The organism is Staphylococcus sp. GDY8P47P (assembly GCF_016892225.1).
In the GTDB taxonomy this organism is placed as follows: Bacteria; Bacillota; Bacilli; order Staphylococcales; family Staphylococcaceae; genus Staphylococcus; species Staphylococcus borealis.
In genome coordinates this window covers 55,568-68,279 of the sequence record NZ_JAFENV010000016.1, presented here as the reverse complement: position 1 = coordinate 68,279, position 12,712 = coordinate 55,568, and the positions used below count along the sequence as shown (strand labels likewise).

Below are 12,712 nucleotides of genomic sequence, written 5' to 3'. Positions count from 1 at the left end.
ACGTCAGTGTGTGAACACTTACGTTTCTTTTCCCCAGCAAAGAGATTTTCGTAATTCAACTATGTATCTCCAAATTACAATAAATTAGGCACCTCGTTAATTTAGTGAACATCACTAAATTAACGAGGTGCCTTATATATTATTAACTTATTCTTCTTCTCCGTTTTCATCATATTTCGTAACGCTACCGTCTGAGGTTACTATATATGATCCAGCTAATTCACCATTTTTATCAGTAAATGAGAAGCCCCAATCGCCGTCAGAATTTTTTTCTGGTTCTTTATAAGTGTATGTGTCTGTATCTAAGGTATGCCCTTCGTATGCTTCGACTTTATCAATCACATTATCGCGTGTCACCGTTTCATCACTTGAACTATTATCGTTATCTTCTGAGTTTGAACTATCGAAATCTTCAGGTTGTCTAGCTGTTTCTGACGTAATATGACTTGCTACCTTTTCAATTTCTGAATCTGACGCGTTCTTCATCTTCTTCGTTTGACCATTATTTAAAATTCGAGCAGTTTCTTGTTTAGAGTAGCCATCTTCAATCCAACGATGATCTTGGAAATGACTTGGTACATCATAAAATGTGACTGTTCCATCATTATTATCTTTAAACGTAATGTGACCTAACGCATTAACAGACGGTGCTAATACGATCGTTCCCTCAGGGTACACCTCTGACGCATCTTCATTATATGAATTAATCGGTTTGCCCGACATATCTATAGGTTCATACGTATGGTCTTCTCCATTAAATATTTCATCCGCGTCATTTCGTGCTGTCAGCCACACTTTAGCAAAGTATTCTTTCGTATTTTTATCATTACTGTCGGCCGAATGCGTACTATTAGAACCGCCACTAATCGAAATTTGTTTTGCCACTTTCTTATAATCCGAATCTTTGCCATATTTATGATATAAATCTTTAACATCAAGTTCATATCCTAAGTCGGATTGAATAAATTGTTGATATTTGCCTATATTTTGCGTACCTATTACTGCTACTTTATCATCACTCACACCGATTAACGTCGCAAAGGATCCTTTGCCAGGTGAAGCACTATAAAATGTCATCCCTTCTGGTGCGTCTTCAACTGCTTCTCCAGTTGCTTGTAATTCGTATTTATCTATACTTTGTTGCCTTTTCCCAGTATTACTATTTTCAATGTATGAATGACGCTTTAAATCATTGGCAGTTATCGCTATATTAGACACACTGTCATCACTTAGCGCTAATGCCACTTTCTCTGCTTGATTTAAATCTTTAACACTGTTTACTGAATTCGCATCATTATTTTTCTTATTATTAGTACTATTATCAGATTTCGAATTACTATCGTTATTCGATTTATCCGTTTGTGATGATTTGTTATTATCGTCGGATGCTCCATTTCCAAGACCAAAGTCACTTAAACTACAACCAGCTAATAACATTGTTCCAGTAAGCGCACCAATCATTAAATAATTTCTCTTCATTTCTCTCCACCCTTTACTCCCTTTGTAAAATAAATTGCGAAACGCTTGTAATTCAATTTATTTAATCAAATTACTTAATATGTTGACGAACAAATTTGCCAGCATATCCTTTGAAAGATTCTCCTCCAGAAGCTTCTTGCTTAGCATACATATCGGTAGCAGTACCACCTAAATTGTGTCCATACGTTCTCATACCGTACATTGTAGTATATTTGCTATTTAACATAGGCGAACCTGACGCACCTGATCTAAAAATGTCTTTCGTTTGAATTTCTGAACCATTAGGGGAAAATTGTGTTACGCGAAATTTACTAAGATATGGTTTCGTATTGTCACCATTAATTTTTGAGTAACCTAATGAATATAATGGTGTATTAAATTTCAACTTTTTAATTTCTGAATCTGTCGCAATACGTATCGGTTTAGCATACTTCGACATATTTTCTTTAGTGTGGACTATCGCAATATCATATTGCGGTACCTTAATGACTTCATTTGCATGAAAAGTATAAGGTATTGATTTACCATTACGATTCAATTGAAATTTAATATATTTTGGTGCTGCGGCTTTACCATATTTATCATCAATAACATGTCCATTTGTGACAAAAGTATGCGCACCAATAACCGTACCAGTACCCATTGAGTCTTGTCCTTTATATTCTGGAATCCCCACTTTCCAACCATTTAAATTCGAAACACGACCAATAGATTTCAAATTACTTTGGGATGCATTTGGATAATATTTGTTTGAAATTGAACTGTTACTGATCTTTTTAGCTTTTAAATATCCTGAGTACTCACCTGCATGTAAGCCATCATAATAATAGTTACCAACAGCTTGCGCTTCATCATGATGACTAGCATAACCAAACATCGTTGTTCCAATCACTACACTTGCAATAAATGTTTTACCAACTTTTGATTTCCACATATTATTCTCCTCAATACCTTTCTTTTATATAGCTATGTCACGACATACATCGCTTAATATAATAATTTTTCAATATTATTATATGATATTAGTCGGACAATATACGTCTTTAGACTTATTAATTAATAAAACTTTAGACTTATTTTTTAATTTAATAACAAAAACAAAGTATTTTTCGTTTACAAAATAAATTGATAGAGGTAAACTGTAAAACATATTTAAAAAATATATTTATGGAGGGGTACTCAAGCCTGGCTAAAGAGGCCAATCATTTATGATTGGTAGGAGCTTTTTGCTCGCGTTGGTTCAAATCCTTCCCTCTCCGCTATTTCTAGACTGGAACGATGATCGTTTCAGTCTTTTTTATGATTTAAAGATCGTCCCAACTCGTTGCCATATAAAAAACGATTCCTACTAAGTCATTGACAATTGCTAGTGAGCAAGGTTACTATTTGTTTAAATTACTTTGAAAGAGATACGTTTTTCCACTTGAACTGTCCTTATCAATACATATTTTTTTATCTAGTTCTGCAAACGTTTTCTCTTTTCAAAAGAAAGGAAGGTCATTATGGAAGAAATTAAGGCGATATTTAGCAAATTGTTTGAATTCTTACCACGTCTAATTATTAATTTATTTATCTAACATGGATTCACTGATTTACATTTTCAAAAATTAAATAAAATAGAGGTGCTGTTTATGAAAACAAAAGAGAACCGATTTAGTATTCGTAAATTAAGCGTAGGTGCGTCATCAATTGTAGTAGCGACATTGCTATTCATGGGAGGTGGCTCAGCACAGGCAGCCGAGAAACAACAGGAATTGGGAACTCCTGATACGGCGTCAGCACAATCTATTGGGGATAATGACACACCAGAGGCTCAAAAGGGACAAGTTCAATCCGTTGAACAAGCAAAGCACAATGTGTCTCAAATTAAAAATGAAAATAACAATCAAACAAGCTTACATAATGAACTTCATCAAACGGATGCATCTAAGAATCATGTTTCTTCCAACGAGACGCATCAACCTTCTACTGAAGAATCTGAGAAGCCAGATTCAAATACAGACAATCAACACACAGAAGTGACATCAACTTCTCAACAAACACATTCAACTGAAACACCAACTTCTAAAACAACTACTAACGAAGTCACATCAACAGAACACGCAGCATCATTAGAACAAGATGAACGATCTTTACAATCATCTGAACCATCATCGAAGACGGATGATTCAACTAAGAAAGTGACACCACATACTGAACCACAAGTTAACCAAACATCTGAAACTAAACAAGCGGACTTAAATCAACCACATTCAAATACTGTTAAATCTAAGGATACAAGTGTGTCTTCAAATGACGTACATTCGAGCAAGAGTGGCGCAACTGAACAACAACTGTCAACGCAATCCACTCAATCAAAAGACGACAATCAACAAGCGCCATCACAACTAAAAGATAACCATCAAAACGAGGCACTTAAATCAACCACACCGTCACAGCAACAAATGATAACTAAAAAAGAGACAACGACAACTCAAGCATCACAAAATCTCAACACAGAAAAGGGCGATCATGTTAACATTTCTATTGATGCGCAAACTAACCCTTTCAATAACGACAACCCTTCTAAGGAAGATAAAGATGCACAATCAGGGTTAAATACACTTAAAAATAATGCAGTCGCAACAACCAATACGCAATCTAAATCTCAAGCGACAAGTGGCACAAAAGATCAAACCAATAAAGTTGCGAAACAAGCTCAGTATAAAAACCAAGATCCTATTATTTTAGTTCACGGCTTTAGTGGTTTTACTGATGATATAAGCCCATCTGTATTAGCACATTATTGGGGTGGCGATAAATTAAACATTCGCCAAGATTTAGAAGAAAACGGTTATGAATCTTATGAAGCAAGTATTAGTGCATTTGGTAGTAACTACGATCGTGCCGTTGAACTTTATTACTATATTAAAGGTGGAACGGTTGATTATGGGGCTGCACACGCTGCCAAATATGGTCATCAGCGTTACGGCAAAACATACGAAGGTGTCTATAAAGATTGGCAACCAGGTCAAAAAGTCCATCTAGTTGGACATAGTATGGGTGGTCAGACCATTCGTCAATTAGAGGCACTATTAAGAAATGGTAATCCAGAAGAACAGGAATACCAACGTGTTCATGGTGGCGAAATTTCACCATTATATCAAGGTCAACACGACAATATGATTTCTTCCATAACAACGCTTGGTACGCCACATAACGGCACACATGCATCAGATTTATTAGGTAACGAGGCGCTTATTCGTCAAATTGTCTTTGACGCAGGAAAAGTACTTGGCAATAAAGATTCACGTGTAGACTTCGGTCTGTCTCAATGGGGTCTAAAACAACAACCGAATGAATCTTATATCGACTACGCCAAACGTGTTAAAGATTCTAAATTATGGCAAACAAAAGACAATGGCTTTTATGATTTAACACGTGAAGGCGCGACAAATCTTAATCGCCAAACATCTTTAAATCCAAATATTTTATATAAAACATACACTGGTGAATCAACACATGCATCATTATTCGGACGTCAAAAATCAGATTTAAATTTATATTTCCCGTTCACCCTTACTGCTAATGTGATCGGTAAGGTAGCTGAAAAAGAATGGCGAGAAAATGATGGCTTAGTGTCTGTTATTTCGTCACAACATCCATTTAATCAAGCCTTTACTCAAGCTACAGATACGAATCAAAAAGGCATTTGGCAAGTCACTCCAACGAAACATGATTGGGACCATATCGATTTTGTAGGTCAAGATAGTTCTGATACGAAGCGTACTAGAGACGAACTACAACAATTTTGGCATAGTTTAGCCGATGATTTAGTTCAAAGTGAGTCGCTAACACGTGAGGCTTAACACATATTTCAATCTAACCGAAGGGAGGTCCTCTCATGTCTGGTACTGTGCTTCAATTAATAGGTTCTTTATTTAATATTTTGAAAGTCTTATTTTCATAAATAAATGACAAATCAAATAAGCACCACTTATCTTAAAAAGCATTTGCTTCTTAACATAGGTGGTGCTTATCATTTGTCGTTGATTGCCATTGTACTTGAAAGGTCTCTTGTTCATCATGATTATGTTAACCACGACTGACTATTTCGCACGCGCATTCATAGATTGTACGTTACTGGAGGCATTACCTGCAGTGGAGACGGTTACTTTATCGATTGCGCCATTTGATTGATCAACCTTGTGCTGCAATTCACTATTTAGACCTAGCAAATTATTCGCTTGCGTTTCATCGCTATTCAACTCTTCCAAGCCATTGACAATCTCAGTCGCTAATACTTCACATGCATCGTCACTTTCAACATATACTTTTTCTTTTACAATACTTTCAATTGCTTCGATTAATTCTGATTTTTGAATTTGAATATCAATCATGACTATTACTCCCTTAAAATTTTGTTGACATATCAAAAAAATTATGTCTTTAAATTTATACCCTTTTTAAGCATAGATATTCAAAATAGTATCTATCAAACAGCCCGAATTCCCCTATAACATCTAGCTCATTAAGCCCCTTGAAAGGCTTGATAAAGGCATTATACCTTAATTCAAAAGGAGAAAATACTTAAATTTTTAAATATGACAAATGTGTCATATTAATGAATATTGATATATTTTTCACTAATCAATCGTCTAACTATTTCGGCACAAAAACGGCTGCTTCGCTATCATCTGGATAGTAAAATCCATTCGGTACGGTTTGTAATTCGATTAAGCTTCCCCACGGACTTTTCACATAAACGGTACGGTTACCTTCCGTATCTTCATATTTTGTATTCGCATGAGGCTCAGATATCGGCTGTCCACCAGCACGCGTTAACTGTTTAACAGCTTCATCAAAATGTTCTGCCTCGATATAAAATGAAATATGTGTAAAACCAATATCCTGTAATGATTGCACTTGACCTTGATACGCATCTTTAAATTCAAACATTTCGATATTCGGTCCATTGCCAAAGACCATCATACGTTTATGAATAATGGCGGCCCCTTTTTCTAAGCCAAGTATGCGTTCAACCGTTTCTCCACCACGTGGCACGTCGTTCTTTCGTTGACTATCATAGGCAATCTTGCCATTAAGGAGCCTGGGACATAAATAATATGATGGTGCTATTTTGCAAATTCGCAGTAGCTGACTGAACTGAAATGCGCTTAAATCAAGCTTTTTCAGTTCTAGTCATCCTTGCGGGCGGGGCCCCAACAAAAAGAATTTCACTAAGAAATTCTACAAGCAAAGCGAGTTGGGAGAGGGACGACGAATTTAAAAATAATTCTGTCCCACTCCCGCTTCGATATCAGGTACAGTCAGTCCAATATGATTAATGCCTCTATTGATATTCATATGCTATCCCCCCGTTTAATAAACTATTCATATTATGTTTACGTATTTTCACCACGACGAACACGGTCAATTATCTTTTGCACTCTATTTTGTTTATCCTCTTCATTCTCAACATAATAAATTGCGTCTTCACCCTCAATCGCAACCCAAGGTACAATCGCATCAAACGCTAAATCACGAATCATCTCCAAGCTTCTAATCGATGCGTCTCGATCACTTGAACTCAATATCACAGTACGCCATTCGCCACCTTCTACACATAAAAAATCACCAGTAAACAGGAAGCGATACTCACCATTATTCCATAGAAACATGGTTGTACCAGGCGTATGTCCGGGTGTAGGAATGACTTCCAAATCATTTGCAATTGCCTCCCGTTGTTCGAACTGCCCATCAATGGCCACTGTATGACGTATAGCGGCTACATCATCTCGATGAATCCAAAACGGTACATCAATCCGAGGGTGTCCACCTAGAGATTCATGCTCATGATTCATTAAAACGCGCGTCGCACCACCTAATAATTGAATATCTGAATCTGCCTCATTTAACCCTGGAGAATGATATATGATGATATTGCCTGATGGTCGCTCTAATACAAATGATTTGATACGGTAACGTTTATCAAATGGTAAGACTGCCTTTGTAGTTTCATATAATCCCTTTTCTATGTGTGTTAATGTCTCGAATTGTTTATTTTCCATGTGAATCACCCTTTGTGAATTTCTGCGTCTTTAGCTATACCCTTTTTCTATATATTGAATATGACCGTTCATGTTCATGGTCTTTATTTTAATTAAAAAGGGCGAAACAGCATTCATCATGAATTTACTGTTCCGCCCCACCATGTGGATGACTGTAGCCAAAACTTGTTATCGACAGTTGTCAATGGCGTTCGCTACTGTGTCTTGCATGATATGTTTAACGTATTATTTATAGTCGATGACACGATCAACTGGCATTCTGAATGATGTATGTGCCTCTTTAGCTTTCTTACCGATAGCGACAATCATGACAGGTACATAACGTTCTAAATCATAGCCAAATGCTTTTCCGATTTCTTCATGTTCAAAGCCACCAATTGGATTTGTATCGTAACCGTGTTGTTTTGCTACTAACATCAATTGCATAGCGGCTAAACTACTATCTACTTTCACAATGTCATTCATTGATTGGCGTGTGCGATTTTTATAATTCTCTAACACGATTGGCAACATTTGTTCTTTAACTTCTTGTGGCATGTGCCCATTAAGCACCGCTTGTTCATAAATATATTCGCCTTCTTCATAGCAATGTAAATCGCCGAAGATAATAATCATTGCTGATGATGTGTCATTTTGATTCGTATTGAATTGAATCAATGGACGCAATTTCGCTTTCGCTTCGTCACTTTCAACCACAACAAAACGCCAAGGTTGCATGTTTACTGATGAAGGTGCTTTGGTTGCTTTTGCAATCATCTCATTCATTTCCTCATGCGGAATTTTATAGTCTGGGTCGAAACCTTTAACTGATCTACGACCTTCTAATATTTCATTAAAGTCATTAAGCATGATTTAGCCTACTTTCTATTCATTTTCTCTAGTTATAATTTAAATGCAAATAGCATCTATGTACAATGATTTGTTTCCCGATGTTATCACACTTTAGACTAACGTCAGTCTTCCTTAGTAACGAAAGCGCCAATGAAACCACTGATTTGATGTATCACAATGATTTCAATCCATGTACCTGTGCTTGTTAAAATAGCCCGGCATTTAATTATCAATTGATTAAAAATTAATAAATAGGGTATCATTAATCTTAACAAAAAAATTAATTACATAATTTAATACAATTATTTAACTAATTATTAAGGGTATTTATAGTCAGTCATAACCTTAAGTCATGTATATACTCATGAAAGGACGAACATTATGGCAGATAAATTACAAAGGGAGTTAAGCAATAGGCATATACAACTGATTGCAATTGGTGGTGCGATTGGTACTGGTTTATTCTTAGGTGCCGGTGCATCCATTCATTTAGCAGGTCCATCGATTTTACTTACATACATTATCGTTGGTTTCGTATTATTTATGTTTATGCGTGCAATGGGAGAAATCTTATTATCTAATTTAGGATTTAAATCATTTGGGGATATCGCGCATCATCACATCGGTCCAATGGCAGGGTTCATGGTTGGTTGGACATATTGGCTCACATGGATTATTTCAGGCATGGCTGAAGTAACAGCTGTCGCGAAATATGTTGAGTTTTGGTATCCAGCAATACCGAACTGGTTAACTGTCGCATTTACAATTCTTGTACTTGTTGGCATGAACTTATTCAGCGCCAAACTATTTGGTGAACTAGAATTCTGGTTATCACTAATTAAAGTAATAACAATTATTGCGTTAATTGTTGTAGGTATTGTGATGGTTGTCTTCGCAATGAAGACTGACTACGGTACAGCAAGTGTATCGAATATTTGGCGTTATGGTGGATTCTTCCCTAACGGCATCTCTGGTTTCTTAATGGCCTTCCAAATGGCAATCTTCTCATTTATTGGTATTGAGTTAATCGGTATCACTGCAGGGGAAACTAAGAACCCATATAAAACAATCCCACAAGCAATTAACAACGTACCTTTCCGTATATTAATATTCTATATCGGTTCATTAGCAGTAATTATGTCAGTTGTACCTTGGAATCAATTAGATCCTGCGGAAAGTCCATATGTAAAACTATTTGGTTTAGTTGGTATTCCATTTGCAGCGGGAATTATTAACTTTGTTGTATTAACAGCTGCCGCTTCATCATGTAATAGTGGTATTTTCGCTAATAGCCGTACGTTATTCGGTTTAGCCGGCAGAAAGCAAGGACCGCCATTCTTACATAAGACGAATAAACATGGTGTCCCATATTACGCTATCTTATTAACATGTGGTTTATTAAGTATTGCGATTATCTTAAACGCTATATTTAAAGACGCTACGAAAGTATTCGTTCAAATCACAACGTTCTCAACAGTACTTAATATTATGATTTGGACATGTATTATGATTGCTTATCTAGGCTTCGTGAAAAGAAACCCAGAATTACACAATGAGAGTTCATTTAAAATGCCAGGTGGCAAATATATGGCGTATGCGATTCTAGTCTTCTTCGCATTTATCTTTATTGTTTTACTGATCAATAGTAGTACACGTTATGCTGTACTCTTTGCACCAGTTTGGGGAATTGTACTGGTAATTATGTATCAAAAATATAAAAAAGAATCTGAAAAAGCGACCATCGCGATGGAAGATGAAACTGATTTAGAGAGAGAATTACAAGATAAATAGATGTTGATTAAAGTTATCTCAACCTATTATAAACACCCTCCAAGTAGGACCACTTAAAGCCTACTTGGAGGGTGTTTTCATTTGTTTATTTTTCTTTTAGACGTCCGTCTTCCATATGAAAGACTTTATCACAGAATTTAGTTAAACGTTCGTCATGAGTAACGATGATACACGTTTTATGACGTTGTTTAGATTGTTCTTTTAAGATTTCCATAACTGCCATTGCATTTTCTGTATCAAGTGATGCAGTTGGCTCATCGGCTAAAATAATTGATGGTTGCGTATAAATCGCCTTAGCTATGGCGACACGTTGTTTTTGTCCTCCTGACACCTCAGAAGGTAATTTATTTTCAATTTCTTTTAATCCTAAATCATTCAACAACTTATCGTATTCTTCTGTACTTAAGACATCTTTTTTATAACTTTTCAATAAATGGAATTGTTGCTTGATTGTTAAGAATGGGACTAAGTTGGTCGCTTGTAGAATAAAACCAATTTCCTTCATTCTCATTTTAGCTAATTGTTTCTGACTCATTTGCGAAATTTTCTTATCATTGATATAAATTTCACCAGATGTTGGTGTTTGTAACGCACCAGCCATTGTTAAAAACGTACTCTTACCGGAACCGGAAGGGCCGACAATGGCTATCAGTTCACCTTTTTCAAACGATAACGATGTTGGTTTAACTGCTTCAATGATATGATTCCCATCTTGGAATTCTTTTGTTACTTCATCAAATTTTAACATAGTGGCACCTCCTTATCCGATTGCCTTGAGTGGATCGATTTTGCGAATAGATAGTACTGAGAATAAACTACCAACAAGTGACGTTAATATTAAGACGATACCAAAGATAATGAGTGTACCAATATTAAATTGGACAGGTACCGCTTCAGGCAAGACTAAACTTGTCAGTAAGGTGAGTATTAAACCAATTAATGTTCCGATTAAGGCTAATATAAAGGTTTGTGCTAATACCATCTTCATTAAGAAGCCATTTGTAAATCCTTGTGCCTTTAACACACCGAATAAATTCTTTTTCTGTAATGTAATCACGTATAAGAATACGCCGATGACTGTAGCAGAAATAACAAATAAGAATGTAATCATGAAGTTCATTGTTAAGTTTTGTGGTTTATAGCCTGGTAGGTTTTCTACAAAGTCATCGATACCTATAACCTCTAAATCACTATCAACCTTTTTATCTTTCCAATTACTATCTTTAACGACTACGGCATTGGTTTTATCTGATGATAATGCTGGATTGATTTTTTCCATCGTTTTATTATTCGCAAAAATAACTGGAGAAGCGTTATATTTAGCACTTTCTGATACCCCTACGATATGTAATTTCTCATCAGATTGAGATAACTTGATCGTATCACCAATATTGAATCCCTTATCTTTCAATGATTGATCAATGACGACATCATTATCTTTATCAAATGTTTTACCTTCCTCAATCTTTGGAATCAAAAATGAATTTGACGTTACACCAAAGAGTAGCGCATTCTCTTCACTATCTCCATTTGATGCTATAACGCCCATTTGTTTCAAAGGCGCCTCTTCTTTAAATTTGCCTTCAACGTCTGATGTTTTTATGACTGATTGTTGCACAGTTTGGTTAGCATCTTTATTTAAGACAATCGCATCTGCCTTCCACTTCTTGATGCCTTCTGTATTCATATTAATTAAACCACTCGCTAGGCCGGATAATAAAAAGAGTAAGTAACTAATTAATACAAGAATGCCTATAATTAATCCAAATTTCAGCTTATTACGCTTAATTTCGTTCCATGCAAGAAACATGTCTTTCCCTCCTTTATGCATATTATTAACAAGTATAGCAATACTTATATTAAGAATTACAATAAATTGATTTAAATTTTTTTATTATTTGTAATTAATGTCATAATTAAGTTCTACAAATTGGTTATATTGCGTCACATCTCGCAACGTTAAATGAACGTTATCCTTAATATCATTGAACAAACTGATACCTTGACCTAATAAGTTAGGTGCCAGCGTTAAGCGCATTGATGTTAGCATATTTAAATTCACTAACTCAGAAATTAAGGCACCGCCACCTACAATCCAAACCAGTGCGTCATTATTAAATTGCGTAAACAATTGCTTTAGGTCTCCACTATAAAATTCAATATCCCAGTCTATCGTAACGTGTTGCGTACTCATTACGATGACGCGTTTACCTTCATATGGATTTGTCTTAACGCCATTATTGAGTAACCATCTAAATGTATTCCCACCCATGATCACAACATCGACACTGTCATAAAATTGAGCATAACCATTATCCCCTTCGCCTTCGACCTCTTCTAGAAATTGAACACTTTCATATTGATCCGCTATATAACCATCGACAGATACGCCTAAATAGGCACAAATATTTGCTGACATCATTATCCACTCACTTTTCTCTATAATATAGTTTGAACCTAACTATACCGATAATGACTTATAATATAAAGACAAAGGCGAAAGGAGTGGGACAGAATTCTTTTGAATTCGTAGTAACCCCAGCTTGCTTAGCTTGTAAAAT

At 35.7% G+C, this 12,712-nt stretch carries 10 protein-coding genes, 1 tRNA gene and 1 pseudogene; 3 read left to right on the top strand and 9 right to left on the bottom strand.

The annotated features are described in order from the left end of the window. Positions 1-147: 147 nt before the first annotated feature. Both JVV30_RS13550 and JVV30_RS06485 read right to left on the bottom strand, forming a co-directional pair. Positions 148-1,023, bottom strand: coding sequence for a hypothetical protein (locus JVV30_RS13550; protein ID WP_481906317.1), 876 nt, complete (start codon positions 1,021-1,023; stop codon positions 148-150). A gap of 526 nt (positions 1,024-1,549) precedes the next feature. Continuing rightward, on the bottom strand, positions 1,550-2,413 hold the full coding sequence (locus JVV30_RS06485; RefSeq protein WP_107629353.1) for a trypsin-like serine peptidase: 864 nt from the start codon (positions 2,411-2,413) through the stop codon (positions 1,550-1,552). Between the two features lie 235 nt (positions 2,414-2,648). Here JVV30_RS06485 and JVV30_RS06480 point away from each other — a divergent pair. Beyond that, a tRNA-Ile gene (locus JVV30_RS06480) sits at positions 2,649-2,738 on the top strand. Between the two features lie 372 nt (positions 2,739-3,110). After that, complete coding sequence (lip, locus tag JVV30_RS06475; RefSeq protein ID WP_204193746.1) at positions 3,111-5,327, top strand: YSIRK-targeted triacylglycerol lipase; 2,217 nt, start codon at positions 3,111-3,113, stop codon at positions 5,325-5,327. Between the two features lie 240 nt (positions 5,328-5,567). On the opposite strand, the gene JVV30_RS06470 is transcribed toward lip, so the two are convergent. The 4 genes and pseudogenes from JVV30_RS06470 to JVV30_RS06455 all read right to left on the bottom strand — a co-directional run bounded on the left by JVV30_RS06470 (position 5,568) and on the right by JVV30_RS06455 (position 8,378). Continuing rightward, positions 5,568-5,858, bottom strand: a complete 291-nt coding sequence (locus tag JVV30_RS06470) for a hypothetical protein (protein ID WP_053030156.1) — start codon at positions 5,856-5,858, stop codon at positions 5,568-5,570. Positions 5,859-6,120: 262 nt separating this feature from the next. Beyond that, positions 6,121-6,564, bottom strand: a pseudogene (locus JVV30_RS06465) (VOC family protein); the annotation flags it as partial. A gap of 299 nt (positions 6,565-6,863) precedes the next feature. Next, positions 6,864-7,529 carry an MBL fold metallo-hydrolase gene (locus JVV30_RS06460; protein WP_204193744.1) on the bottom strand — a complete coding sequence of 222 codons (666 nt, stop codon included), beginning with the start codon at positions 7,527-7,529 and terminating at the stop codon, positions 6,864-6,866. Between the two features lie 225 nt (positions 7,530-7,754). Continuing rightward, entirely contained in the window at positions 7,755-8,378 is a 624-nt protein-coding gene (locus JVV30_RS06455) for a nitroreductase family protein (protein ID WP_070855389.1), read from the bottom strand. A gap of 363 nt (positions 8,379-8,741) precedes the next feature. Between JVV30_RS06455 and JVV30_RS06450 the strand changes: the two genes are divergently transcribed. Then, positions 8,742-10,151, top strand: a complete 1,410-nt coding sequence (locus JVV30_RS06450) for an amino acid permease (protein ID WP_204193742.1) — start codon at positions 8,742-8,744, stop codon at positions 10,149-10,151. Between the two features lie 85 nt (positions 10,152-10,236). On the opposite strand, the gene JVV30_RS06445 is transcribed toward JVV30_RS06450, so the two are convergent. The 3 genes from JVV30_RS06445 to JVV30_RS06435 all read right to left on the bottom strand — a co-directional run bounded on the left by JVV30_RS06445 (position 10,237) and on the right by JVV30_RS06435 (position 12,573). Further along, positions 10,237-10,899 (bottom strand): ABC transporter ATP-binding protein, encoded by a 663-nt coding sequence (locus tag JVV30_RS06445; RefSeq protein ID WP_075109084.1) that lies wholly within the window; start codon positions 10,897-10,899, stop codon positions 10,237-10,239. Between the two features lie 12 nt (positions 10,900-10,911). After that, on the bottom strand, positions 10,912-11,961 hold the full coding sequence (locus JVV30_RS06440; protein WP_107629358.1) for an ABC transporter permease: 1,050 nt from the start codon (positions 11,959-11,961) through the stop codon (positions 10,912-10,914). Between the two features lie 84 nt (positions 11,962-12,045). Next, positions 12,046-12,573 (bottom strand): dihydrofolate reductase family protein, encoded by a 528-nt coding sequence (locus JVV30_RS06435; protein ID WP_239469329.1) that lies wholly within the window; start codon positions 12,571-12,573, stop codon positions 12,046-12,048. Positions 12,574-12,712: the final 139 nt, after the last annotated feature.

Bases quoted from the DNA above. Each gene is read 5' to 3' on its own strand.
- JVV30_RS06450 (WP_204193742.1), top strand. From the start codon at position 8,742: ATGGCAGATAAATTACAAAGGGAGTTAAGCAATAGGCATATACAACTG.
- JVV30_RS06460 (WP_204193744.1), bottom strand. From the start codon at position 7,529: ATGGAAAATAAACAATTCGAGACATTAACACACATAGAAAAGGGATTA.
- JVV30_RS06485 (WP_107629353.1), bottom strand. From the start codon at position 2,413: ATGTGGAAATCAAAAGTTGGTAAAACATTTATTGCAAGTGTAGTGATT.
- JVV30_RS06470 (WP_053030156.1), bottom strand. From the start codon at position 5,858: ATGATTGATATTCAAATTCAAAAATCAGAATTAATCGAAGCAATTGAA.
- lip (WP_204193746.1), top strand. From the start codon at position 3,111: ATGAAAACAAAAGAGAACCGATTTAGTATTCGTAAATTAAGCGTAGGT.
- JVV30_RS06445 (WP_075109084.1), bottom strand. From the start codon at position 10,899: ATGTTAAAATTTGATGAAGTAACAAAAGAATTCCAAGATGGGAATCAT.
- JVV30_RS06435 (WP_239469329.1), bottom strand. From the start codon at position 12,573: ATGATGTCAGCAAATATTTGTGCCTATTTAGGCGTATCTGTCGATGGT.
- JVV30_RS06455 (WP_070855389.1), bottom strand. From the start codon at position 8,378: ATGCTTAATGACTTTAATGAAATATTAGAAGGTCGTAGATCAGTTAAA.
- JVV30_RS06440 (WP_107629358.1), bottom strand. From the start codon at position 11,961: ATGTTTCTTGCATGGAACGAAATTAAGCGTAATAAGCTGAAATTTGGA.